This window comes from Anaerostipes sp. CAG:276, from assembly GCF_000432215.1.
Taxonomy (GTDB): Bacteria; Bacillota; Clostridia; order Lachnospirales; family Lachnospiraceae; genus Anaerostipes; species Anaerostipes caccae.
In genome coordinates this window covers 22,298-48,964 of the sequence record NZ_FR889195.1, presented here as the reverse complement: position 1 = coordinate 48,964, position 26,667 = coordinate 22,298, and the positions used below count along the sequence as shown (strand labels likewise).

Sequence of the window (26,667 nt, the reverse complement as noted above, 5' to 3'; positions counted from 1 at the left end):
AGATTCGCACAATCAGAAGTAGTATATAAACCATGTAGAAATCAAGAGGTGAACACGTCCATGGAAAAAAACAGAATTCAACCAATGAAATCGGGTACGAGCATAAGGATGAGTTATGCGAGACAAGATGACGTCTTGGAAGTACCGAACCTTATTGAAATTCAAAAGGACTCTTACAACTGGTTCTTGGGGGAAGGACTCAAAGAGGTATTTGAGGATATTTCTCCAATTGGGGATTACAGCGATCAGCTTAGCCTGGAATTCATCGATTTTAAGCTGTGCAGGGATGATATCAAGTATTCCATCGAAGAGTGTAAGGAGAGGGATGCCACATATGCCGCTCCGATGAAGGTGAAAGTAAGACTTCATAATAAGGAAACGGATGAAATCAAACAGCACGACATTTTCATGGGCGACCTACCTTTGATGACAGATACGGGGACATTTGTGATCAACGGAGCGGAACGTGTTATTGTCAGTCAGCTGGTGCGTTCTCCTGGTATCTACTATGGAATTGCCCATGATAAAATTGGTAAAAAATTGTACTCTGCGACCGTGATCCCAAACCGCGGTGCATGGCTTGAGTACGAGACAGACTCCAATGACATTTTCAATGTGCGTGTGGACCGTACAAGGAAAGTGCCGATTACCGTATTGATCCGTGCTCTCGGAATCGGAACCAATGCGGAGATCAAAGAATTATTCGGAGAAGAGCCGAAGATTCTTGCAAGTATGGAGAAAGACCCGTCTGACAACTATGAGGACGGTTTATTAGAGTTATACAAAAAGATCCGTCCGGGTGAGCCTCTGTCCGTGGACAGCGCGGAGAGCCTGATCAACAGCATGTTCTTTGACCCGAGACGCTATGATCTGGCAAAAGTCGGACGCTACAAGTTCAATAAAAAGCTGGCATTCAGAAACCGCATTACCGGCCATATGCTTGCAGAGGACGTGATTGATACTTCCACGGGAGAGATCCTGGCGGAAGCAGGAACCGAAGTTACACTGGAACTGGCAGATAAGATCCAGAACGCTGCGGTTCAGAGTGTGCTGATCCAGACTGAATTCGGCAATACAAAAGTATTATCTAATATGACCGTAAACCTGGCCGAATATGTAGATTTTGATCCGGAAGAACTTGGCATCCATGAGAATGTATTTTACCCTGTGCTGGAAAAGATTCTGGCAGAAGGTTTAAGCGGTGATGAATTAAAAGCGGCAGTGAAAAAGAACATTCACGACCTGATTCCGAAACACATTACAAAGGAAGATATTTTAGCGTCTATTAACTATAATATGCATCTGGAATACAATATCGGAAACCATGATGATATTGACCATTTAGGTAACCGGCGTATCAGAGCGGTGGGAGAATTGTTACAGAATCAGTACCGGATTGGTCTTTCCAGACTGGAAAGAGTTGTCCGCGAGAGAATGACGACTCAGGATATCGAGACGATTACACCACAGTCTCTGATCAATATTAAGCCGGTGACCGCAGCAGTGAAGGAATTCTTCGGGAGTTCCCAGCTTTCTCAGTTCATGGATCACAACAATCCGCTGTCTGAGCTGACACACAAGCGCCGTCTGTCTGCATTGGGACCTGGAGGATTGTCCAGAGACCGTGCGGGATTCGAGGTGCGTGACGTACACTACTCTCATTATGGAAGAATGTGTCCGATCGAGACCCCGGAAGGTCCGAACATCGGTCTGATCAACTCTCTGGCGACTTATGCAAGGATCAACGAGTATGGATTCATCGAAGCTCCGTACCGTGTATTGGATAAGACAGATCCTGAAAATCCAGTTGTTACGGACAATGTTGTATATCTTACCGCAGATGAAGAAGATAATTTTGTCGTAGCACAGGCGAATGAGCCTTTGGATGAGGACGGACATTTTGTTCACGCCCATGTATCCGGCCGTTTCCGCGAAGATACTTCAGAGTTTGATAAGGCAAATCTGGATCTGATGGATGTATCTCCTAAGATGGTATTCTCAGTGGCTACGTCAATGATCCCGTTCCTTGAAAATGACGATGCGAACCGTGCACTGATGGGGTCCAACATGCAGCGTCAGGCCGTTCCGCTGCTTTCCACAGAGGCACCTGTGGTGGGAACCGGTATGGAATCCAAGGCAGCCTTTGACTCCGGTGTATGTATCGTTGCGAAAAACGATGGAGTGGTGGAGAAATCTACCAGCACAAAAATCGTTGTGCGCAGAGACTCTGACGGCGGCAAAGACATTTACAATGTAATTAAATTTGCAAGGAGCAACCAGGGGAACTGTATGAACCAGCGTCCAATTGTTTTCGAGGGGGACCGTGTGAAAAAGGATGATATCCTTGCAGACGGAGCTTCCACAAAGAGCGGAGAGATGGCACTCGGTAAAAATCCTCTGATCGGATTTATGACCTGGGAAGGTTATAACTACGAGGATGCTGTCCTGCTGAGCGAGCGTCTGGTACAGGAAGATGTGTACACCTCTGTTCACATCGAAGAGTACGAGGCAGAGGCCCGTGATACGAAACTTGGACAAGAAGAGATCACAAGGGACCTGGCAGGATTAAGTGAAGACGTATTAAAAGACCTGGATGAAAACGGTATTATCCGTATCGGAGCAGAAGTCCGTGCCGGTGACATCTTAGTCGGAAAAGTAACACCGAAGGGAGAGACAGAGCTTACAGCGGAAGAACGCCTGCTCCGTGCTATTTTCGGTGAAAAAGCCAGAGAAGTCCGCGATACCTCATTGAGAGTTCCTCACGGAGCTTACGGTGTCGTTATGGATACGAAGATCTTTACAAGAGAGAACGGAGACGAACTGCCTCCTGGAGTAAATAAAACAGTCCGTGTCTACATCGCCCAGAAGAGAAAGATCTCTGTGGGAGATAAGATGGCCGGACGTCACGGTAACAAGGGTGTTATTTCCCGTATCCTTCCGGTGGAGGATATGCCGTACCTTCCGAATGGCCGTCCTCTGGACATCGTGCTGAACCCGCTGGGTGTGCCGTCACGTATGAATATCGGGCAGGTGCTGGAGATCCATCTGTCCCTTGCGGCAAAAGTCTTAGGATTTAACGTGGCAACTCCGGTATTTAACGGAGCTGATGAGGACGATATCGCTGTGACACTGGAAATGGCCAATGATTTTGCCAACACCAGCTGGGAAGATTTTGAAGCGAAATGGAAAGACCGTGTTGACGGTAATGTAATTGAATTTTTGAGAGAAAATCAGGATCACAAAAAGGATTGGGAAGGCGTGCCGATTGACAGCACAGGAAAAGTAAGACTGAGAGACGGGCGAACCGGAGAAGAGTTTGACAGCCCGGTTACGATCGGATTCATGCATTACCTGAAACTGCACCATTTGGTTGATGATAAAATCCATGCACGTTCAACAGGACCATATTCTCTGGTTACCCAGCAGCCGCTGGGAGGTAAGGCGCAGTTCGGCGGACAGCGCTTCGGAGAGATGGAAGTTTGGGCCCTGGAAGCATATGGGGCATCCTATACACTGCAGGAAATTCTGACAGTGAAATCCGATGATGTTATCGGTCGTGTGAAAACATACGAGGCTATCATCAAAGGCGACAACATTCCTGAGCCGGGTATTCCGGAATCCTTCAAGGTACTGCTGAAAGAATTCCAGTCTCTGGCATTAGATGTCAAGGTACTCGATGAAAATGCGGAGGAAGTCGAGATCAAGGAAAATGTAGACCTGGCTGACACCAACCAGGACCTGAAACCGATGATCGAAGGCGACAGCGTATTTAATAATTATGAAGAAAACGAAAATTCCCTGGGAGCTTTAGGGTTTAAAGAGGGGAACTTTGAAGATGGCGAAGACACTACTATTTCATAGAAGTGCAGATAGAAGGAAGGAGCAACCTTAATGATAGGATCAAGCAACGAATATTCAAATCATAAAATTGCCTTTGATGCAATTAAGATCGGGTTGGCTTCCCCGGAAAAGATCCGAGAGTGGTCCAGGGGAGAAGTAAAAAAACCTGAAACCATCAATTATCGTACCTTGAAGCCTGAAAAAGACGGTCTTTTCTGTGAGAAGATATTCGGGCCGAGCAAAGACTGGGAGTGTCACTGCGGTAAATATAAAAAAATCAGATATAAAGGTGTTGTCTGTGACCGATGCGGAGTTGAGGTGACAAAAGCCAACGTCCGCCGTGAGCGCATGGGACACATCGAACTGGCAGCTCCGGTTTCCCATATCTGGTACTTCAAAGGGATTCCGAGCCGTATGGGACTGATCCTGGATATTTCTCCGAGAAGTCTCGAAAAAGTATTGTATTTCGCCTGCTATATTGTGCTGGACGCAGGAGAGACGGATCTGGCTTACAAACAAGTATTGACAGAAAAAGAATACAGAGACGCCTATGATAAATACGGCAGTTCTTTCCGCGTGGGAATGGGAGCCGAATCTATCAAGGAACTGCTGGAGGCCATCGACCTTCCGGCAGAGGCAAAATCTTTAAAAGACGAATTTAAGACGGCCACAGGACAGAAAAGGGCAAGAATCGTAAAACGCCTGGAAGTCGTAGAAGCCTTCTTAAACTCTGAAAATAATCCTGAGTGGATGATCCTTGATGTAGTACCGGTCATTCCTCCGGATATCCGTCCGATGGTACAGCTGGACGGAGGACGTTTTGCTACTTCTGACCTGAATGACCTTTACAGAAGGATCATCAACAGAAATAACCGTCTGAAACGTCTGCTGGAACTCGGAGCTCCGGATATCATTGTGAGAAATGAGAAACGTATGCTCCAGGAAGCGGTAGATGCTCTGATTGATAACGGCCGCCGCGGACGTCCGGTTACAGGACCGGGTAACCGTGCGCTGAAATCCCTTTCCGATATGCTGAAAGGTAAACAGGGACGTTTCCGCCAGAACTTGCTCGGAAAACGTGTTGACTACTCAGGACGTTCTGTTATCGTCGTAGGACCGGAACTGAAGATTTACCAGTGTGGTCTTCCGAAAGAGATGGCAATCGAGCTGTTTAAACCATTTGTTATGAAAGAACTGGTGGAAAGAAAACTTTCCCATAATATAAAATCTGCCAAGAAGATGGTAGAGAAGCTCCAGCCGGAAGTATGGGATGTGCTGGAAGATGTCATCAAAGAACATCCGGTTATGTTAAACCGTGCACCGACACTGCACAGACTTGGCATCCAGGCATTTGAGCCGATCCTCGTAGAAGGTAAAGCGATCAAGCTGCATCCGCTGGTATGTACTGCTTACAACGCCGATTTCGACGGTGACCAGATGGCTGTCCATCTGCCTCTGTCCGTGGAAGCCCAGGCTGAGTGCCGCTTCCTTCTGCTGTCACCGAACAACCTGCTGAAACCTTCCGATGGTGGTCCGGTAGCCGTTCCTTCACAGGATATGGTTCTCGGTATTTACTATCTGACTCTGGAAAAAGAGGGAGATAAGGGAGAAGGCAAGTACTTTAAGTCAGAAAATGAGGCATTTCTTGCCTACGAAAATAAAGCGATCACCCTGCACGCAAGGATTAATGTAAGGCGTACAAAGATTGATAAAGACGGAAATAAGATTTCCAAGGTCGTACAGTGCACTCTCGGTAGAATTTTATTCAACGAGATCATTATGCAGGATCTGGGATTTGTAGACAGATCCAATCCGGAAAACGCACTGGACTTAGAGATTGATTTCCACGTAGGAAAGAAACAGTTAAAGCAGATCCTTGACAAATGTATCAATATCCACGGCGCTACAAAGACGGCCGAAGTACTTGATGATATCAAGGCACTGGGATACAAATATTCTACAAGAGGAGCCCTGACCGTTTCTATTTCAGATATGACAGTGCCGGAAGAGAAAAAGGAAATTCTTGCAGGAGCACAGGATCAGGCCGAGTTCATCAACAATCAGTTCAAACGCGGTCTCATGACAGAAGAAGAGCGCTACAAAGCCGTTGTCAAAACATGGTTTGACGCCGATGACGTTTTGACTGACAAACTGATCACAGGATTAGATAAATATAATAACATCTTTATGATGGCCGATTCCGGAGCCCGTGGTTCTAATCAGCAGATCAAACAGCTGGCAGGAATGCGTGGACTGATGGCCGATACGTCAGGACGTACCATTGAGCTGCCGATCAAGTCCAATTTCCGTGAAGGTCTGGACGTACTGGAGTACTTTATCTCTGCCCACGGTGCGAGAAAGGGACTTTCCGATACGGCCTTGAGAACTGCCGATTCAGGTTACCTGACAAGACGTCTTGTAGACGTTTCTCAGGATCTGATCATTCGGGAAGCAGACTGCGGACTGGATGCGGACGGACAGATTCCTGGCATGTATGTGGAAGCGTTCATGGACGGACAGGAAGTTATCGAAAGTCTTCAGGACCGTATCACAGGACGCTATGCTGCAGAGGAGATCAAACATCCTGAAACAGGAGAAGTTCTTGTAAAGTCAAACCACATGATCACTCCAAGAAGGGCTAAGACGGTCATCGATGCAGGCCTTACAAAGGTCAAGATCAGAACGATGCTGACCTGCCAGTCACAGGTGGGATGCTGTGCAAAATGCTACGGCTCCAACATGGCTACCGGTCAGGCAGTACAGGTGGGTGAGGCAGTCGGTATCATCGCGGCACAGTCCATCGGTGAGCCTGGTACTCAGCTGACCATGCGTACGTTCCATGCCGGAGGAGTTGCCGGTGACGATATCACACAGGGTCTTCCGCGTATTGAGGAGCTTTTTGAGGCGAGAAAGCCGAAAGGTCTTGCCATCATCTCTGAGTTTGCAGGAAAAGTGCAGATCAAAGATACGAAGAAGAAACGGGAAGTTGTCATCACTAATAAAGAAACCGGAGATATGAAGGCTTATCTGATTCCTTACGGTTCCAGGCTGAAAGTCATGGAAGGACAGGAAGTGGAAGCCGGAGACGAGCTGACCGAAGGTTCCGTCAATCCGCATGACATCTTAAAGATCAAAGGTATCCGCGCCGTTCAGGACTACATGATCCGCGAAGTGCAGAGAGTATACCGTCTTCAGGGTGTAGATATCAACGACAAGCACGTAGAGGTTATTGTCCGCCAGATGCTCAAGAAAGTCCGCATCGAAGAAGGCGGAGACAGCGATTACCTGCCTGGCGCCATGATCGACGTGCTGGAATTTGAAAAGACAAACAGAGAGCTGGAAGAAAGAAACTTAGAGACTGCCAAGGCAGAACAGATTATTCTCGGTATTACCAAGGCATCTCTTGCCACAGACTCTTTCTTGTCCGCAGCATCTTTCCAGGAGACGACAAAAGTTCTTACCGACGCGGCTATCAAAGGAAAGGTCGATCCGTTGGTTGGATTGAAGGAAAACGTTATCCTCGGGAAACTGATCCCGGCAGGAACCGGAATGAAACGGTACCGCAATGTAAAAATCAACACAGAGGAAGAAGAACTGACACTCGAAGACGAAATCGATTTCGAATAGAGTCAAGGTTTTAACAGATCCCGTCCCTGCATCCGCAGGGGCGGGATCTTTCCTGATTTATTGGGAAATCCCCTTGACAAACGATTTTGCCGCATTTATAATTAAAAAATGCGCGTAGATATCTATGTGCAACAACTGATCATAAGTAACTACAGCAGAAAACATGCATGGAGGTGAAAATTAATGCCAACTTTTAACCAATTAGTTAGAAAAGGGAGAAAGACATCTACAAAGAAGTCTACCGCACCGGCTCTTCAGAAAAGTTTTAACTCTTTAAAGAAGAGATCAGTAAACGCAAGCTCTCCTCAGAAGAGAGGGGTTTGTACAGCTGTTAAGACTGCGACTCCTAAAAAGCCTAACTCTGCTCTTCGTAAGATCGCCAGAGTACGTCTTTCTAACGGTATCGAAGTAACAAGCTATATCCCGGGTGAGGGACATAACTTACAGGAACATAGTGTTGTTCTGATTCGTGGTGGTCGTGTTAAGGACTTACCAGGTACCCGTTACCATATCGTTCGTGGAACACTTGATACAGCAGGTGTTGCAAACAGAATGCAGGCTCGTTCCAAATACGGAGCTAAGAGACCGAAGAAATAATCAAACGAAACTAAATTGGTACAAAGCAGCGTAACATTACGCTACCTTGTATAGTTGTGCCGGAAATGAATGTTTTCCCTGTAGAACAGGAGATAGATATAAATTCTGGCACGATCAGGCATTGAGCGCTTGAAGGCCGGCGGAAAGCCGGTAGCTGCGCAAGGATGAATGAGTACCGATGAATTAAGGCCGGCGGCATGCCAGAAAAAGGTATAAAATTTCTGCCGTTGGCAATTATTAAGGAGGGAAGAAACGTGCCACGTAAAGGACATATTGCGAAAAGAGATGTTTTGGCGGATCCTATTTACAATAACAAAGTTGTGACAAAACTGATCAACAACATCATGTTAGACGGTAAAAAGGGAGTTGCCCAGAAGATCGTATACGGTGCATTCAACCGTATTGAAGAGAAAGCCGGAAAGCCTGCCCTCGAAGTATTCGAAGAGGCAATGAACAACATTATGCCTGTGCTGGAAGTAAAGGCCAGACGTATCGGCGGAGCTACCTATCAGGTACCAATCGATGTACGTCCGGACAGAAGACAGGCCCTTGCACTTCGCTGGTTGACTTTATACTCTCGTAAAAGAGGGGAAAAGACCATGGAAGAAAGGCTTGCAAATGAAATCTTTGATGCATCCAACAACACCGGAGCATCTGTAAAGAAAAAAGAAGACATGCACAAAATGGCAGAAGCAAACAAAGCATTCGCACACTACAGATTCTAATCTGGTGTGCGGGGCCTACCGCTTTATCCGAAAAACAATAGGAGGAAAAGATCTTGGCTGGAAGAGAATATCCATTAGAGAGAACCAGAAATATTGGAATCATGGCTCATATCGATGCTGGAAAAACCACTTTGACAGAGCGTATCCTCTATTATACTGGTGTAAATTATAAGATCGGTGATACTCATGAGGGAACTGCTACCATGGACTGGATGGAGCAGGAACAGGAAAGAGGTATCACGATCACTTCTGCAGCGACCACATGTCACTGGACTCTCCAGGAAAACTGCAAACCGAAGGATGGAGCATTAGAACACCGTATCAACATTATTGATACACCGGGACACGTTGATTTCACAGTAGAAGTAGAACGTTCCCTGCGTGTACTTGACGGTGCGATCGGAGTATTTGATGCAAAGGGCGGAGTAGAGCCGCAGTCTGAGAACGTATGGCGTCAGGCAGACACTTACAATGTACCTAGAATGGCATTCATCAATAAGATGGATATTTTAGGTGCTGATTTCTACGGATCTGTGGAACAGATCAAAGACCGTCTCGGTGCCAATGCAGTTGTAATTCAGCTGCCAATCGGCAAAGAAGACGATTTCCAGGGAATCATCGACCTGTTTGAAATGAAAGCCTACATCTACAATGATGATAAGGGAGAAGACATTTCAATCACAGATATCCCTGATGATATGAAAGATGATGCAGAAATGTATCACACTCAGTTAGTAGAGCAGATCTGTGAGTTAGACGACGATCTGATGATGGAATACCTGGAAGGGGAAGAGCCATCCGTGGAAGCATTAAAAGCAGCACTGAGAAAAGGAACATGCGAATGTACAGCAGTTCCGATCTGCTGCGGTACTGCTTACCGCAACAAAGGTGTTCAGAAATTACTGGACGCTGTTCTTGAGTTCATGCCGGCACCGACGGACATCGCTGCCATCAAGGGTGTGGATGAAGACGGAAATGAAATCGAAAGACATTCATCTGATGATGAACCTTTCGCAGCACTTGCATTTAAGATCATGACAGACCCATTCGTTGGAAAGCTTGCTTTCTTCCGTGTGTACTCCGGAACAATGAATTCAGGTTCCTATGTATTAAATGCTACAAAACAGAAAAAAGAGCGTGTTGGACGTATCCTTCAGATGCATGCCAACAAGCGTGAAGAGTTAGACAAAGTTTACGCAGGTGATATTGCAGCTGCCGTAGGTTTCAAGATCACAACAACAGGTGATACGATCTGTGACGAGAAGAGTCCGGTAATCCTGGAATCCATGGAATTCCCAGAGCCGGTTATCGACGTAGCGATCGAGCCTAAGACAAAAGCAGGCCAGGGCAAGATGTCAGAAGCACTTGCAAAACTTGCAGAAGAAGATCCGACCTTCAAAGCTCATACTGATGAAGAGACAGGACAGACAATCATTTCCGGAATGGGTGAGCTTCACCTGGAAATCATCGTAGACCGTCTGCTCCGTGAGTTCAAAGTAGAAGCAAACGTAGGTGCTCCTCAGGTTGCTTACAAAGAGTCCTTCACAAAAGAAGTAGATGTGGACAGCAAGTATGCAAAACAGTCTGGTGGACGCGGTCAGTACGGACACTGTAAAGTACACTTTGAGCCAATGGATGCCAATGGTGAAGAACTGTTCAAGTTTGAATCCACTGTTGTCGGCGGTAACATTCCGAAGGAATATATCCCGGCAGTCGGAGCTGGTATCGAAGAAGCTGCTCAGTGCGGTATCCTTGGAGGATTCCCGGTACTTGGTGTAAAAGCTACTGTATACGACGGATCTTACCATGATGTCGATTCCTCAGAGATGGCCTTTAAGATCGCCGGTTCTATGGCATTCAAAGAAGCGATGCAGAAAGCCGGAGCTATCATCTTAGAGCCGATCATGAGAGTCGAAGTTACAACTCCTGAAGATTACATGGGAGATGTTATCGGTGATATCAACTCACGCCGCGGACGTATCGAGGGTATGGACGATGTCGGAGGCGGAAAGATCATCAGAGCTTTCGTTCCTCTTGCAGAAATGTTCGGATACTCAACCGACTTACGTTCCAGAACACAGGGTCGTGGAAACTACTCTATGTTCTTCAACAGCTACGAGCCGGTACCGAAGAGTGTACAGGAAAAAATCATCGCTGATAAAACAAAATAAGCAGGTTTTTTTGATAAAAAAATATGCTTGAATTCTTCAAAGAAATGAAATATAATCAAGGGTAGGACGGCCTTTGGTAAGGTGATTCGTCGACCCGGTAGTAAATAATAATTTATCTATTTGCCCAAAGGGCTAATAAGGAGGACATTTAAAATGGCTAAAGAAAAGTTTGAGAGAACCAAACCTCATTGCAACATTGGTACCATTGGTCACGTCGATCATGGTAAAACTACTTTAACAGCTGCTATCACAAAGACATTAAGTGCCAGAGTAGATGGAAACGCAGCCGTTGATTTCGAAAACATCGATAAAGCTCCGGAAGAAAGAGAACGTGGTATCACTATCTCCACAGCTCACGTAGAATATGAAACAGATAACCGTCACTACGCACACGTTGACTGCCCAGGCCATGCCGATTATGTAAAGAACATGATCACTGGTGCTGCTCAGATGGACGGAGCTATCCTTGTAGTAGCTGCAACTGACGGTGTTATGGCTCAGACAAAAGAGCACATCCTTCTTTCCCGTCAGGTAGGCGTACCTTACATCGTAGTATTCATGAACAAATGTGACATGGTAGACGATGAAGAGTTATTAGAATTAGTAGAAATGGAAATCCGTGAGTTATTAAGCGAGTACGAATTCCCAGGTGATGACACTCCAGTTATCCAGGGATCTGCTTTAAAAGCTCTTGAAGATCCTAACAGCGAGTGGGGAGATAAGATCATGGAACTTATGGCTGCAGTTGACAGCTGGATTCCAGACCCACAGCGCGATACAGACAAACCATTCCTTATGCCTGTAGAGGATGTATTCTCTATCACAGGACGTGGTACTGTTGCAACAGGTAGAGTTGAAAGCGGTGTGCTTCACGTATCTGAAGAAGTTGAAATCGTTGGTATCAAAGAAGAGACAAGAAAAGTTGTCGTAACTGGTATCGAAATGTTCCGTAAACTTCTTGATGAAGCTCAGGCTGGTGACAACATCGGTGCTCTTCTCCGTGGTGTTCAGAGAGAAGAAATCGAAAGAGGACAGGTTCTTTGTAAACCAGGTTCTATCACATGCCACACAAAGTTTACAGCTCAGGTATATGTTTTAACAAAAGATGAAGGTGGACGTCATACTCCTTTCTTCAACAAATACCGTCCTCAGTTCTACTTCAGAACAACTGACGTAACAGGTGTTGTTGAATTACCAGAAGGTGTTGAAATGTGCATGCCTGGTGACAACGTAGAAATGACAATCGAACTGATTCACCCAATCGCTATGGCTCAGGGATTATCTTTCGCTATCCGTGAAGGTGGACGTACAGTTGGATCAGGACGTGTTGCTACAATTATTGAGTAATCATACCTTGATATAGATTTTGTATTAGAGAGATCTTTCAGTATGAAAATGCCCCGGAACCGTTAGGTTTCCGGGGTTCTCTATTTATAACGATGGATATAATAATCAAAAAACTAAAAGAATTGTCAGGCTGGGGAGCCGGTATTTCTTACGAAAAATGGAAGGGGCCGCTTTATCGTAATGGATATTGAAGATTATGATCGTGACCGTGCAGAGAAAAAACTGTTGATGAAGCTGCAGGAGGCTGAAGAGACAGTAAAAGCTGGAGAAGGCTGGCTGAGTCTTGATGAGCTGAAAATACTTATGAGGGAATAGGATATGTTAGAGCTGCGCATCAACCCATTGGTAGCAACTGATTTAAAAGAAATTCGTGGTTATATTGCAGAGGACAGCGAAGAATATGCGGCAAAAACACTGAAAGAGATATACGGAAAATTTGAGAATATTCAGGGGTTTTCAGGCATGGGTTCAGCTATTTCAAAGCGAGTCAGCTTCCGGACGGATTATAATTATGCGGTTTGGGAGAATTATGTTATTATTTATAAAGTTGGGAAGAAGTACGTGGAGATATATCGGGCGGTGAATAGGCTCGGGATATTACGAGGATTTTTAATTAAGGATCAAGCAATAAGTGCATACAATCATCAGCTGATTTATCAAATCCGGAAAATCAAAACTAAGATTTTCCGGATTTTTTTCATGACTGACGGTTGATCCTGAAATTTTTTACAAAACCGAGAATCACTTAACTCTCCCCGCTCCCCAAAGTACTCACCATCATATACCGATCGGCCCTATTAATCGTAATACAGTACTCCACAATTTTTTCTTCGTCATATGTAGTGGATTTAATACAGAATCCAATTTCATTTTCTTCAGCATTCAGGTAATGACTTTCTTCATCAGTCAACGTAGTGATCGTGATCGTCTCGTCAATTCTCTTCAAGTTCAGCTTATATGTACGAATCAAAGTATCATATAAAGATTCATCAGCAAAATTATATTGTTCCAGGCCTGGACAGTATTTTTCAGGGATAAAGGAAGTCTCCACTAGAAAAGGTTCGTCTTCCAAATAGCGTACCCGCATCAAACAGTAAACCGGTTCACCCAGAGTGATTCCAAGATGGCTGCTGACAGACAAAGAAGCTTCCCGTTTATCAAAGGAAAGAACCCTGCTGGAAGTCTTAAACCCGTCTGCACCCCATCCGTCGGTAAAAGAACTGAATTTTTCCGTATCATCATCTATTTTTGGAGGTGCAATAAAATTGCCTTTTCCATGCCGTGTGAAAATATGATGTTCATAGCGCAGCCTTTTCAGTGCAGAGCGGACCGTCAGCCTGTTTACCTGAAATGCTTCCGCCAGTTTACGCTCGGAAGGCAGAGGATCATAAGGCTTCAGATCATTTTCAATGATATATGCTTCAATCTTATCTTTTACTTCTTCACTCAAAAGATTGATATATTTGCTCATATAGGTCTCCTTACGTTAAAGTGGATGTAAAGGTAATCGTCCGTTCACTGTAATAGGAGCGGGTATATTCAATGGTTTTACCGGAAGAATTGGTAACTGTGTTATGGAGCATGAACACAGCAGAGCCTTCTTCCACATTCAGCAGAGCTGCCTGCGGATTCATGACTCTTACGATTTCCAGTCTCTGAGTATCCTGCGTAAGTTTAATCCGATTCGTCTCAAGCAGGTCATAAAAAGAGCACTGTTCAAAATCATAGCTGTCCAAGTCCGGGACAATGTGATATGGAGTATATGTATATTCTAAGGCGAATGGTTTTCCGTTTGCCAGTCGCAGCCGGAACAGAAGGAAAATGTCATCTTCCGGATCTATGTCAAATATTTTAGAGTATTTTGCTCCTGCTTTTGCTTTTTTGGTAAGCAGAACTTTATTGGACGGCAGCAAACCTGAATCCTGAATGAACTTTCCCATAGACTGGATGCTGTCGAGAGGAGAATGGACAGCGGCCTGGCTGACGTAGGTGCCTTTGCCATGCTGCCGGGTTAAAAGGCCTTTTTCAATTAATACTTCTATTGCTTTTCGGACGGTCATGCGGCTGATCCCAAAAGCGTCTATTAATTCTCTCTCGGAAGGAATTTTACTTCCCAATGGATATTCATTTTTATTTATTTTTCTTTCGATCAAATCAGCAAGCTGTAAATAAACGGGATATTTTTTCGGCATTTTGCACCTCCTGCCAATAAAGACTGGTATTCTCTCAGCCTCTTTCTAAAAAAAACAGAAAAATCAGTGGTATCTGAATCAGTGTTTCAAGACTACCAAAAGACAGAGATTTTAATAACTGGTTTGCTCATCTGGTATATAGAAAGAATATACCAGTTAGGAAAAAAAGTCAAGTGGTATGGAATTAAATGAAAAAACCAAATCTGTAAAAAATCCAAAAAAAGCAGTAAAATTATATAAGGTGCACAAAAATACAAGATGTATAGCGATAATAAATGGGAGTATTGACATGTAGAAATTAAAATGGTATGCTAAAAGCACCAAGACGTATACGTGGTATATAACAAGGAGTGATGGAGTTGAAAGGAGATTATAAAATGACATACAAAAATTATGACAGAGAAACTTACTTAAATAGCTTTAAAGAGATCATGAAATTAAAACCCCAGGTTGAAAAATATATTGACGATGCATTTGAAAAAGGTGTGGATAATCTGGTTATGGCCGGAGTGGGAGGCAGTATTTCCATCATGATGCCGATGGAATATTTCGCAAAGAAAAGAACGGCGATGCCGGTTTATATGGAAAATGCGGCAGAATTAGTGTTGGGAATTAATAAAGCAATTACAGAAAAATCACTGGTTGTCCTTTACAGCGAATCCGGAACTACAAAAGAAGCCATTGCGGCGGCAGAGTACTGCAGAGAAAAAGGGATTCCGACCATTGGAGTCAGCGGAAATGAGGAAGCGCCGTTACAGAAACTGCTCACATATCCGATCGTCTGCGGTGCGGGAGATGAACTTTCCTGTGACGGAGACCATATGAAACTCTTTCTGATCGTCAGCGCAATTTTACATAAGAACGGCGACATGGATGACTACGATGAATTCATGGAGAACCTTGCAAAACTGCCGGAAGCTTTAGCTAATATAAAAGAAGAAGTAGACGAAGAGGCAAAGGCATATGCATATCAGATTAAAGATGAACCATATCACATGCTGGTGGGTTCCGGAAACTTGTGGGGATCAACTTACTGCTTTGCAATGTGCTATCTGGAAGAAATGCAGTGGATTCGCACAAAATCCATTGAATCACCGGAATTCTTCCATGGCACGCTGGAGCTTTTAGAAGAAGACACAAGCATCATGATCTTCAAGGGAGAAGATGAGACCAGAATGCTGACTGAGAGGGTAGAGAACTTTGCAAAGAAGATTTCCAAGAAAGTAAAAGTCATCGATACCAAAGAATATGAGGCAGAAGGAATCGCAGAAAAATACAGAGGAGATTTGTCACCGGCATTCTTAGAAGCTTATCTCGGACGGCTGACGGCACATTTGGAAGATGCAACCGGACATTCCCTTGACATCAGAAGATATTACAGAGTGATGGATTACTAAGAAATTTTCAGCAAACTTTTCTATGACAGAAAGGAGAACAGGCAGTGGGCAAACAGATGGAAGACTATATACAGGAGACATCCTCTGTGATGGTCCGAAACATTGAACAGAGAAAGGAACTGACAAAACCCCTGATTAGCTGGCTTTTAAAGGAAGGGATCAGACAGGGGAAGACACTCGTGATCGTGGCATCCGGATCTTCCTATCATGCGGCACAATGCGCGCTTGCGTTTATGGAAAAGTACATGAAAAGTCCGGTCCGCCTGATAACGCCGTTTGCTTTTACTTATTATGAAGAACTGAAAGAAAACAATCTTTATCTCTTTGTTTCCCAGAGCGGAAGCAGCACCAATGTGGTAGAAGCGATCGAGCGGTATCAGAGGACAGGATACCACGCAATGGCAGTCCTTGGGAAACCAGGATCTGCGATTGCAGAGCTATCTGACTCCTATGTGGAATACGGCGCAGGGGAAGAACGTGTCGGATATGTTACAAAAGGAATGAGCACACTGACTTGTTTCTTCATGCTGGTATCTATGGAGTTGTCCACAGAGGATATAGAGAAAGAAGTCTATGAAAAGGCAGTCAGGGAGCTGACATGTGCATGTGAAAACCACCATCGGGTTTATTTGCAGGCAAAAGAATTTTGTTTGGCAAACAAAGAGACATTATTGACGATGAAACATGCATTTTTCATCGGCTGCGGAGCAAATATGGGAACCGTGAAAGAAGGTTCCCTGAAGCTCTCCGAGTTAGTACACATACCAACGGCATCATTTGAAACAGAAGAGTTTATCCACGGACCGGACCTTCAGCTGACACCGGACTATACATTATTTTTCGTCAGTTCTGGAGACCCGGCAGGGAAACGGACAGAAGAGATCTGCGGCGCAGCCAGGGAGATTACCGAGAATTCATTTTTAATAAAGGCAGATCTTAGAGAAGAAAACGGAACAGACGAGATTGTTTCACCATTATATCTGTCTGCATTTTTTCAATATCTGGCTTACTGGACGGCAAAAAACAGGAACATAACGACGGAACATCCGCTGTACATAAAATTTGAAGAAAGAATACACTGCAAAACAAGCGACTATGAAGAAGATCTGCCATTTTAGGGAAAGGAGCTGATACGGTGCGTCATATCATTTTGACGGGACATTCCCGCATATCAGAGGGGATTGCAACTGCCATTGAATTTGTTTTAGGAAATAAAATACCATACTTTAATGCTTATATGGAAGGAGAGGAGCTATATTCCAAGAAACTTCGGGAGAAGATTTCGGAATACCCGCCGCAGGATGATATTATCATACTCACTGATATTCTGGGAGGGAGCGTCAACAATGATATGATGAAGTTCCTGGACCGGCCGAATCTCCATTTAGTGTGCGGGATGAATCTGCCGCTGGCAGTACATCTGATCTTATCAGAGGAAGAAAATACAGAACAGTTAATCAGGCAGGGCATTCAGGCGGCAAAAGACGGAATTCAATACTGCAATGACATTCAGGTTTCAGCCAATATGGATGATCTGGGGGAGTTTTAAATAGGAAAGGAGAAGATACAAATGATTAAAAAGGTGAGAGTTGATTATCGTCTGCTGCATGGACAAGTAGCATTTTCATGGACTTCCAAGCTGAGTGCCGACTGTATTCTGCTTGTCACAGACACGCTTCAGGATGATCCTGTGAGGGTTACTTCTGTGAAACTGGCAAAACCGCCGGGAGTCAAAGTTGTAGTAAAGACCATTGAGGAAAGCATCAAAGCGATCAAAAGCGGCATTACAGATAAATATCATTTATTTGTTGTGTGCGAGAACATCGAGGGTGCCTACCGCCTGGTCAAGGAGCTTGGGATCAAGGAACTGAACCTTGGAGGGACAACACCGGGAGATGATAAAAGGTCTCTGGCACCGGTTGTTTATGTAAATCAGAAAGAAGAAGAGATGTTAAAGGAACTGATAGAGGACGGAGTGCATGTCTACCAGCAGGGTGTGCCGGAAAAGGCAGAGCAGACGATACGTCTTTAGAATATGAAAAGGAGGAACAGCTATGAGTACAGGAGTACAGGCAGTTCTCCTGGGAATCTTAGGGTTTTGTACAAACTTTGAATGGTTTCTGGGGACTTGTATGATCCAAAGACCCATTGTCATAGGCCCTTTTGTCGGACTCATTATGGGAGACTTCCAGGCCGGAATTATCATGGGAGCAACGATGGAATTGGCATTTGCCGGCGCGGCATCGATCGGGGCATATGACCCGCCGGATATGGTCAGCGGAACGATTCTCGGCGTGGCGCTTGCCATCAAAGCAGGGGCAGGACCGGAGATGGCGCTGACCCTTGGGCTTCCGGTAGCGAGCATCGTACTGGCGATCAGCAACGTGACAGGATATCCGATTCTGAACTTTTTTGCCCATCTGATGGATAAGAATATTGCCGACGGCAATGACCGGGCATTTCAGAGAAACTTTATTTTAAGCGGCTTTGTGGCGTGGGGAGTGACAACGCCGATCGTGCCGATTGCGTTTTATCTTGGATCAGACAAAATTTCCGCATTGATGAAATTAATTCCGGAGTTTGTGCAGACAGGTATGGAGATTGCAGGAGGACTTCTGCCGGCCATGGGATTTGCCCTTCTGGCACAGATGATTATGAAAAAGAGCATCGCTCCGTTTTTCTTTATCGGCTATTTTATCGTCGCCTATTCAGGGGTATCAACAACCGGTGTTGCTTTATTTGCAATACTGATTCTGGCAGCGCTGTTTGGAATCTCCAGCACCGGATTGTTCGGATCAGGCCGGGTGCCGGCTGTCGCTGATGAAACGGAAGGGGGAGATTTCGATGAGTTTTAACATACATGCCGACTATAATGGGAAGATTACAAAAAGTGATCTGAGGAAAGTGTGGCTCCGGTCGATCCCGATGGAGCATTCTTGGAACTATGAACGTATGATGCACTCCGGTTACTGCTTTGCCATACTGCCGATTCTAAAAAAACTGTATCCAAACAAAGAAGACTACATTAAAGCTTTGCAGCGGCATATGGAATTATACAATGTGACCATGTACATTTCTACGCTGCCGCTTGGAATCACAGCAGCCATGGAAGAAAAAAATGCGGAAGATCCAAATTTTGATACCACATCTATTTCCGCGGTAAAGACGGCTTTTATGGGGCCGCTGTCAGGAATCGGAGATGCGATGTATCACGGAACTCTCCGGATTATCGCAATGGGAATCGGTGTTTCTCTGGCTATGAAAGGCAACATACTGGGCCCGATCCTGTTTTGGCTGATTTTTAACATACCGAACTTCGGACTGCGCTATCCGCTGACATTTCTCGGGTATAAACTGGGCGTGGAGGCCATGGATAAATTAGAGAAATCCGGAATCATGGATAAAGTCATGCAGGCAGCCAGTATCCTAGGACTCACTGTCGCTGGCGCCATGACCGCAGAAAATGTGTATCTGTCGATACCGATTAAGTTCGGAATAGGAAAGGATGCCACAACGGTGCAGTCAATCTTAGACGGAATTATGCCCGGAATTCTTCCATTGGCTTTGTTCGGTGTGATCTATTACATCTTTAAGAAGGATAAGTGCAACCCGATCGTGATGATGTTACTGCTCATGGTACTTGGTGTTGTAGGAGCATTTTTTGGATTCCTTGGGTAAGAAATCATGTATGAAGCAATCATATTTGATATGGACGGGGTTATCATAGACAGTGAGATCGTCTATTATAACTGGCTTAAAGAACTGTTAATTAAAAAGGAATGTATGATTCCGGAAAATGAACTGAAAAAGATTGTCGGTTTATCAAATTCCCAGAGCCGCCAGATGATGATGGAATGGTTCGGCAGGGAAAAGGGCAGCAGGCTTTGGGAAACTTATTGTGAGGAGGAAGAGGGATATGAGCTTTCTTACAGGGACATCATTAATCCTGGTACAGAAGAGATACTCAAGCTTTTGAGAAGACATCATATCAAGACGGCACTTGCTTCCTCCAGCTCTATGGAAGAAATATCAGAAGTGCTGGATGAAATCGGGTTCAGAAAATATTTCCCGGTGATTTTAAGCGGAGAAATGTTTCAGGAGAGCAAGCCAAACCCGGAGATTTATACAGAGACGATGAAGTGCCTTCGTGTGGAACCGGAGAGGTGTATTGTTCTTGAGGATTCTGATTATGGCATCTGTGCGGCAAAAAGTGCAGGTGCCCATGTGATCGCTCACAGGGAGGACAGATTCGGGTTCACCCAGGAGATGGCAGATCATGTGGTCCGTGATATGTATCATGCAAAAGAGATGATCAGAACAAAATTTAATTTGTAAAGTCGGTGATAAAATTGTAAGCGATCGTTATAACAAAAAATATAATAGTAATGAGCCGGATATTAACTGGAAAAGTTTCTATAAAGGGGTCATGGCCCTCGTAATTCCGATGGCCTTGCAGAACCTGATCAATACAGGCGTCAGCGCCTGCGATGTGTTTATGCTGGGAAAGGTGGGAGAGACTGCGTTGTCTGCGTCCTCACTTGCCAGACAGGTGCAGTATATTATGTCCCTGTTCCTTTTTGGTTTAACCTCCGGGGCAACTGTACTTACTGCCCAGTACTGGGGGAAAGGTGATAAAAAAACCATCGAGAGGATACTCGCTATGGGAATGTGCATGGCAGTCGCAGTGACTGCCATATTCACACTGGTATCCCTTCTGATGCCTGAAACGCTGATCAGGATTTTTACCAATGAATCCGAAGTGATCAGAGAAGGAGTCAAGTATCTGCGGATTGTGGCGTTTTCTTATATAGCCATCGGAATTACTGATGTGTATCTGTATATTATGCGGAGTGTGGAGCGCATTAAAGTTGCGACGGCAGTATACTTAAGCTCTTTGATCTGCAATGTAATCTTAAATGCGGTTTTTATTTTTGGAATGTTCGGCTGCCCTGCGATGGGGATAAGGGGAGCCGCCTTAGCAACGCTTCTGGCAAGAATTCTGGAACTGATCCTCGTAATCGGATATGCAAAAATCTATAACAGGGAAATTCTTTTTCGCATGAAATACTTTTTCCATATGGACTCCGGGCTGCTGAAAGATTTCCTTGTGTGTGCAGTCCCTGTGATCTTAAATGAAGTTTTGTGGGGAATTGCCAACTCTGCGAGTACAGCGATCCTTGGGCACATGGGGAGTGCGGCGGTAGCTGCAAATTCAGTGGCTCAGGTCACAAAAGAGATGTCTATGGTCGTGAGTTTCGGAATCTCTAATGCGGCAGCAATTTATCTGGGGAAAACCATCGGGGAGAAGAAGTATCAGCATGCCAGAGCCTATGCGGAGCGTTTTGTAAAACTCAGCATTCTTCTGGGAATCGGAAGCGCTGTGATCATTCTCTTATCCTCTCAGATGATCATAATGGTAATGGCTATGACGCCGTTAACCAAGGATTACCTGCGGTTTATGATGTGTGTAATGGCTTACTATGCGGTTGCCCAGACCCTGGATGAAACTGTGATCGTGGGGATTTTCCGTTCCGGCGGAGATACCAGATTCGGACTGATCATAGACCTGACGGCTATGTGGGGATGTTCTGTTTTGCTTGGAGCGGCAGCAGCTTTTGTATTCCACTGCAGTGTACCGGTTGTGTACGCGCTCCTGATGAGCGATGAGCTGGTGAAAATTCCGATCATCTGGGGCAGATATAAAAACTGCAGCTGGATCAGAAATATCACGAGAGAAATAGAGTGAGCTGTATCTGTTTTCGGCAGTCATCATTGAGGGAAGAAGTGAATATAGTGTAAGAGCAGAATCAGACTCCGGGGAGGAATCGGCATGGAAAGCAAATGTCAGCAGCCAGTCACACTGGGAATGGCAGTCATAATGGTTTTTACTGCTCTATACGGTTATCGGGGAAGGTCAGGATCTTTGCATGAACTGACCTTCCTCAGCAACTTTTTGTCCGGGGTATTTCTGTCCCTCACTTTCTTTTTCAGGCGGTCAGGGAGAAAGGTACCGCAGATTTTGTATTTCGACTGTATGATGCTGTTATTCCTGGTCCTGATTGTCTGTGCGGCATTTACCGGGGTATTTAAATTTAACGGTATGTTTTTCTGTTTGCATATGTTTAATCCGCTTTTAATGATATTTTACTATTTTCTGTTCTGTGATATGAACCGTGTGCAAAAGACCAGACAGATTCTCAGTGCTTTAGCCGCACCGATGCTGTATCTTGTATTTGCGGCAGGATATGGGAAAGTGACAGGAGATTCTATTTACTTTTTTCTGAATGTAAAAAAATACGGGTATGGCTACTGTGTATCCTTTATAACGGTCCTCTTCGCTGCTGTGGTGATGATCGGATGTGCGATGTTTTTTTTGAACAGGATCATACAAAATAATTCACCTTTTCGTTTTAATAAGCGAAAGGAAAGATCATATATAACTAGTGCCAAAAGTGCTCTGGACAGTACTGTATCAAATGCTATAAAATGAAAACAAACGATGAACAGGTAAGGAAGGGGAATTTGATATACATGAAAGGTAAAACAAAACCGCTGCCACAGATTGCTGCTGAAGATATTATTGATCTGATCAAATCCAACAGACTGGAGCCGGGTGATCGGCTGCAGAACGAATATGAACTGGCAAAATTATTAAATGTAGGGCGTAGTACGGTCAGAGAGGCTATCAGGATTCTTGTATCCAGAAATATTTTAGAGGTACGGCAGGGAGCCGGTACTTTTGTGTCCTACAAAAATGGAATCCCGGAGGATCCCCTGGGGTTGGCATTTGAAGGCTCTGCGGAAAGCCTTGCGCTGGACATGATGGATGTGCGTCTGATGCTTGAACCGGAAATTGCAGCGCGGGCGGCGATGAATGCCACTAAGAGACAAATTGCCGCTATGCTGGAACAATGTCAAACGGTCGAGGACTTGATCAAGGCAAATAAACCTTACCGGCAGGAGGATGCTCTGTTTCATCAACGGGTTGCAGAGTGCAGCGGAAACAGGGTAGTAGAAAAACTGATACCGATCATCACATCCTCTGTGCAGCTGAATATTGGGGTGACTAGGGATAAATATAGAGTACAGACTGTGACAGAGCACCGCAATATTGCGGAGGCGATCACAAATCATGATGTTTATAAAGCTAAATATAGTATGATATCTCATCTGAACATACTTCGGTCAGGAATCATAGACAATACTTAGGAGGATGACATATATTTTAGCTTTTGATTAGGGTTTTCGGAGTTTATTTGGACGTTTCGTAATGAAAGTCTGAAATAGACTCTTTTTTTGTTTCTAAAGGAAATAGTGGATTTAAAATATAACATACAATATTCATCAGATGTATTTTGGGGAATGAAAGAAAAGGTATTGTGTGTTTTTGATAAAACATAAGTGAAAAATTATAAAATAATACCAAAAATATTAGGGAATACTAAAAGTATATTGACAGAAATAATGAGCGGGGGGATAATAAAAACATCAAATACATCAGATGAATTTGAAGCAAATATAATATAAATGTGGAGGTAATAGGATGAAATCAAGTGAAAGATTCGGAATCATCAGACGGGCAGCTACAGTAATTCTGGTATTTGTGGTGATGACGGCAGTAATGGCGGGGTGTAAAATCAGCAATACCTCCCTAAAAAGCAAACAGCTTGTATTCCGAATGTCAATCGTAGACGGGGAGTCATCTCCAATCTACAAAGGAGCTAAAGCAATGGCAGACAGTGTATACGAGAAGACGGATGGACGGATTAAGATCGTTGTTGTCACGGGTGGAGCGCTGGGAGATGAAAGAGGATCTACGGAATTGTGTTCACAGGGAGACTTGGACATTGCATCTGCTGCAAATTCTGTTTTAACCAACTGGATTCCTGAAATGGACATTCTTGATCAGCCTTATCTTTGGGAAAATGAAGATCAGGCACATAGAGCGGTGGATGGACCGGTGGGAGACTTGATTGAGAAAGCGGCAAAAGAAAAGTTAAATGTACACGTGATAGGATATCTGGAATCCGGATTTAGAGACACATTTTCAAAGAAGCCGATTAAGGAGATTGGTGATTTCAAAGGTGTTAAGATCCGCACCATGCAGAACCAGTATCACATGGCAGCGTTTCAGTCATTTGGTGCCATGCCCACCGCAATGGCGTACAACGAAGTGTTTACAGCGCTCCAGCAGGGAACCATCGATGCCTGTGAGAACGCAGTGAGCAACTGTTTATCCAATGGGTACTATGAAGTTACGAAAGATGTAACCTATACACACCATGTATTTACTTATATTCCAGTGATGATGTCTGACAAAGCATGGCAGATGATCCCTGAAGAGCTGAGAGATGAATTTATGGAAGGCTGCAGAGAAGGATATACCGCGCAGAGAAAATATCTGAAGGACACAAATAGAGAAGCTGTAAAAGTGCTGAAAAAGAAAGGCGTAAAATTCTGGAATATTAATACGGATGAATTAAAGATGTCCTATCAGAAGAAAGCAAAAGAGAAGGGTTATACCTTTGATAAAAAGTGGCAGAAAGCAGTTGATCAAATACTTGCAGACACAAAACAAGGGGGAGAAAAATGAAAAACATGCTCAAAGCGCTGACAAAGGCGGAGAATGGAATCATGTTCGCAGCCTTTGCCGTTATGGTTGCCAGTTCTTTTGCCCAGGTTGTCAACAGAAACTTTTTTAAACTTCCGATTACCTGGTTTGATGAAGCGTCCACGTACTGCATGATCTATATGGCTCTGATCGGAACAGAGATCGGACTCAGGGATGGAACGCAGATCGCAGTGACGGCTGTAGTTGAAAAGTTTCACGGAAGAGGGAAAAAGATGGTACAGATCATCTCGAAAATCATTGTTTTAATCTTTTCTGTTACGATCCTAGTTACCGCTGTCAACATGGTAGGAACACAAATGAAGAGCGGGCAGACGTCAGCGGCCCTGCAGCTGCCGATGGCAGTTCCGTATGCGGCCATTGTGATCAGTTTCGGAATGATCGTGATTGTTCAGGCAGGATTCACCATCAGGATGATCTCAGATCTAATTACAGGAAAACATAAAGAAGAGGAGGTGGAGGCATAATGTCAACAGCGTTAATACTATTTGGATCCATGGCAGTTTTTTTGATCATCGGTGTTCCGATCGCATTTGCCCTGGGAGCCTCCGTGTGGGCTACCATTGTATTTAGCCCGGATTTTACGGTAACCACGGGAATCATCGCGCAGAGGATTTTCGGAGGATTGGAGTCTGCATCCATCATGGCTATCCCGTTTTTTATTCTTGCGGGGAATTTAATGACAAAAGGCGGTATCTCAAAACGTCTGGTTGATTTTGCGAACAGCATCGTCGGGGGCGTACGCGGCGGTATGGCGCTGGCGCTGGTACTCGCATCTGCTTTCTTCGCGGCGCTTTCAGGATCCGCACCGGCCACTGTGATCGCTATTGGATCTATGCTTTATCCGGAGATGGTAAAGCTGGGATATCCTAAAGACCGAACCGCCGGATTGCTGGTCGTGTCCGGAGGACTGGGGCCGGTGATTCCCCCGAGTATTATCATGGTAGTCTATGCTACCATCACGGGTGCGTCCATCGGAGACATGTTTACATCGGGTATGTTTATCGGAATTATGATCATGGTGATTTTAATGGTCGTAGTTTTGATGCTGGCCAATAAGGAAAAATGGCCGAAGGCAGAAAAACGGCCGACGATGAAAGAACTTGGGGAGACCTTTGTAAGAGCTATTCCTGCTATTCTTTTACCGGTGATCATTCTTGGCGGAATTTATTCGGGATTGCTGACCCCTACGGAATCAGCAGCTGTGGCGGTTGTCTGGGCATTGATTGCGGGAATTTTCATCTATAAAGAGGTCAGGGTAAGTGAACTGATTCCGATTTTTCTGGACTCGGCAAAAGGTTCGGCGATGATCCTGTTTATTATCGCAACCTCCACCGCCTTCTCATGGATATTTGCTTATTCCGGAATATCAGGTGAACTGGTACACTTTATCGTCGGATTGGATTTAAGCAAAACATTGTTCTGCTTTGTAGTAGCAATTGTACTGCTGATTTTCGGAACCTTCCTGGAGGGAATTGCGACATGTGTTCTGATGGTTCCGATCCTTTGGCCAATTGCAGGCAGCCTTGGTGTAGATGCTGTCCATTTTGGAATGATTGTCTCTATTTCCAACGTCATCGGGACGATGACACCACCTGTGGCAGTCAATATCTTCTCGGCGGCATCGGTGACAAAACTTAAAATGGGAGAGATTGCAAAAGGACAGATTCCATTCTTTATCGGTTATGTGGCGGTGTTCCTGGCGGTGGTGTTGATACCGGCGGTCAGCAGATTTTTGATTGGGTGAACTGAAAGGAGTTAGATAATGAAGGATTTAAAAAATAAAATCAGAGTGGAGGGCTGGAAGGTCCAGTCTTCGGATGAGGAAGGATTTCATAAGGTGATTACACCTGACACCTGCGAGTGCAGAGAAGCTCAGGTTTTCCGTCTGAATTTAAAAGCGAAAGAAACGTATACATTGGAGTCCGGGGAATTAGAAATGCATCCGGTCCTTCTGGAAGGAAAAGCCCGGTTGAGCCACAGAGTTCTGAATCAGGAAATGGAGAAGTTTGACTCCTGTTATATTCCCGGGGGTGATAAGCTGACAATCACGGCAGCAGAAGACTGTATTTTCTACATTGCAGGTGCGCATTATGAAGGAATCGGGAAGCCTCATTTCAGAAAATTTGACATCTCTCTTCC

At 44.7% G+C, this 26,667-nt stretch carries 22 protein-coding genes and 2 pseudogenes; 22 read left to right on the top strand and 2 right to left on the bottom strand.

Annotated elements, in window-relative coordinates:
* Nucleotides 1-60: 60 nt before the first annotated feature.
* From rpoB to QVP35_RS09955, 8 genes and pseudogenes are all read left to right on the top strand, one after another.
* Complete coding sequence (gene rpoB / locus QVP35_RS09990) at nt 61-3,861, top strand: DNA-directed RNA polymerase subunit beta (RefSeq protein WP_022261111.1); 3,801 nt, start codon at nt 61-63, stop codon at nt 3,859-3,861.
* A 30-nt stretch (nt 3,862-3,891) separates the two neighbouring features.
* A complete protein-coding gene (rpoC, locus tag QVP35_RS09985) occupies nt 3,892-7,467 on the top strand; it encodes a DNA-directed RNA polymerase subunit beta' (RefSeq protein ID WP_006568220.1) in 3,576 nt (1,191 codons plus the stop codon).
* 183 nt (nt 7,468-7,650) lie between these two features.
* Nucleotides 7,651-8,064: a 30S ribosomal protein S12 gene (gene rpsL, locus QVP35_RS09980; RefSeq protein WP_006568221.1), complete on the top strand. Its 414-nt coding sequence runs from the start codon at nt 7,651-7,653 to the stop codon at nt 8,062-8,064.
* A 254-nt stretch (nt 8,065-8,318) separates the two neighbouring features.
* Nucleotides 8,319-8,789 carry a 30S ribosomal protein S7 gene (gene rpsG, locus QVP35_RS09975; protein WP_024729154.1) on the top strand — a complete coding sequence of 157 codons (471 nt, stop codon included), beginning with the start codon at nt 8,319-8,321 and terminating at the stop codon, nt 8,787-8,789.
* Nucleotides 8,790-8,842: 53 nt separating this feature from the next.
* Nucleotides 8,843-10,960, top strand: a complete 2,118-nt coding sequence (gene fusA, locus QVP35_RS09970; protein WP_022261110.1) for an elongation factor G — start codon at nt 8,843-8,845, stop codon at nt 10,958-10,960.
* 153 nt (nt 10,961-11,113) lie between these two features.
* The gene (gene tuf / locus QVP35_RS09965; protein ID WP_006568224.1) at nt 11,114-12,307 is read left to right on the top strand and encodes an elongation factor Tu; all 1,194 of its coding nucleotides are present in this window, start codon (nt 11,114-11,116) and stop codon (nt 12,305-12,307) included.
* Between the two features lie 117 nt (nt 12,308-12,424).
* Nucleotides 12,425-12,622 (top strand): annotated as a pseudogene (locus tag QVP35_RS09960) (type II toxin-antitoxin system prevent-host-death family antitoxin); the annotation flags it as partial.
* Between the two features lie 3 nt (nt 12,623-12,625).
* A pseudogene (locus QVP35_RS09955) lies at nt 12,626-12,924 on the top strand (type II toxin-antitoxin system RelE/ParE family toxin).
* Nucleotides 12,925-13,052: 128 nt separating this feature from the next.
* On the opposite strand, the gene QVP35_RS09950 reads toward QVP35_RS09955, so the two are convergent.
* Together QVP35_RS09950 and QVP35_RS09945 are read right to left on the bottom strand one after the other, a co-directional pair.
* Nucleotides 13,053-13,778 carry a GntR family transcriptional regulator gene (locus QVP35_RS09950; protein ID WP_009290153.1) on the bottom strand — a complete coding sequence of 242 codons (726 nt, stop codon included), beginning with the start codon at nt 13,776-13,778 and terminating at the stop codon, nt 13,053-13,055.
* Between the two features lie 10 nt (nt 13,779-13,788).
* Entirely contained in the window at nt 13,789-14,499 is a 711-nt protein-coding gene (locus QVP35_RS09945; RefSeq protein WP_006568229.1) for a GntR family transcriptional regulator, read from the bottom strand.
* Between the two features lie 377 nt (nt 14,500-14,876).
* Here QVP35_RS09945 and QVP35_RS09940 point away from each other — a divergent pair, with 377 nt between their 5' ends.
* The 14 genes from QVP35_RS09940 to QVP35_RS09875 form a co-directional block, all read left to right on the top strand.
* A complete protein-coding gene (locus QVP35_RS09940) occupies nt 14,877-15,896 on the top strand; it encodes an SIS domain-containing protein (RefSeq protein ID WP_009290152.1) in 1,020 nt (339 codons plus the stop codon).
* Between the two features lie 44 nt (nt 15,897-15,940).
* Nucleotides 15,941-17,014, top strand: a complete 1,074-nt coding sequence (locus QVP35_RS09935) for an SIS domain-containing protein (protein WP_009290151.1) — start codon at nt 15,941-15,943, stop codon at nt 17,012-17,014.
* Between the two features lie 17 nt (nt 17,015-17,031).
* Nucleotides 17,032-17,445, top strand: coding sequence for a PTS sugar transporter subunit IIA (locus QVP35_RS09930; protein WP_009290150.1), 414 nt, complete (start codon nt 17,032-17,034; stop codon nt 17,443-17,445).
* A 21-nt stretch (nt 17,446-17,466) separates the two neighbouring features.
* Nucleotides 17,467-17,928, top strand: coding sequence for a PTS sugar transporter subunit IIB (locus QVP35_RS09925; RefSeq protein ID WP_006568234.1), 462 nt, complete (start codon nt 17,467-17,469; stop codon nt 17,926-17,928).
* Nucleotides 17,929-17,950: 22 nt separating this feature from the next.
* Complete coding sequence (locus QVP35_RS09920; protein WP_006568235.1) at nt 17,951-18,751, top strand: PTS sugar transporter subunit IIC; 801 nt, start codon at nt 17,951-17,953, stop codon at nt 18,749-18,751.
* A complete protein-coding gene (locus QVP35_RS09915) occupies nt 18,741-19,574 on the top strand; it encodes a PTS system mannose/fructose/sorbose family transporter subunit IID (RefSeq protein ID WP_006568236.1) in 834 nt (277 codons plus the stop codon). The genes QVP35_RS09920 and QVP35_RS09915 overlap by 11 nt, the downstream gene beginning before the upstream one ends.
* A 6-nt stretch (nt 19,575-19,580) precedes the next feature.
* Nucleotides 19,581-20,231, top strand: a complete 651-nt coding sequence (locus tag QVP35_RS09910; RefSeq protein ID WP_009290149.1) for an HAD family hydrolase — start codon at nt 19,581-19,583, stop codon at nt 20,229-20,231.
* A 91-nt stretch (nt 20,232-20,322) separates the two neighbouring features.
* The gene (locus QVP35_RS09905) at nt 20,323-21,642 is read left to right on the top strand and encodes an MATE family efflux transporter (RefSeq protein ID WP_009290148.1); all 1,320 of its coding nucleotides are present in this window, start codon (nt 20,323-20,325) and stop codon (nt 21,640-21,642) included.
* An 84-nt stretch (nt 21,643-21,726) separates the two neighbouring features.
* Entirely contained in the window at nt 21,727-22,386 is a 660-nt protein-coding gene (locus tag QVP35_RS09900) for a Pr6Pr family membrane protein (RefSeq protein ID WP_009290147.1), read from the top strand.
* Between the two features lie 41 nt (nt 22,387-22,427).
* A complete protein-coding gene (locus tag QVP35_RS09895) occupies nt 22,428-23,105 on the top strand; it encodes a FadR/GntR family transcriptional regulator (RefSeq protein WP_039930468.1) in 678 nt (225 codons plus the stop codon).
* Nucleotides 23,106-23,439: 334 nt separating this feature from the next.
* Entirely contained in the window at nt 23,440-24,489 is a 1,050-nt protein-coding gene (locus QVP35_RS09890) for a TRAP transporter substrate-binding protein (protein WP_009290145.1), read from the top strand.
* Complete coding sequence (locus QVP35_RS09885) at nt 24,486-24,992, top strand: TRAP transporter small permease (RefSeq protein ID WP_009290144.1); 507 nt, start codon at nt 24,486-24,488, stop codon at nt 24,990-24,992. Before QVP35_RS09890 ends, QVP35_RS09885 begins: the two co-directional genes overlap by 4 nt.
* Nucleotides 24,992-26,272, top strand: a complete 1,281-nt coding sequence (locus tag QVP35_RS09880; protein WP_009290143.1) for a TRAP transporter large permease — start codon at nt 24,992-24,994, stop codon at nt 26,270-26,272. Before QVP35_RS09885 ends, QVP35_RS09880 begins: the two co-directional genes overlap by 1 nt.
* Nucleotides 26,273-26,290: 18 nt before the next feature.
* The coding region (locus tag QVP35_RS09875; RefSeq protein ID WP_288187860.1) for a 5-deoxy-glucuronate isomerase at nt 26,291-26,667 on the top strand (377 nt) is incomplete at its 3' end.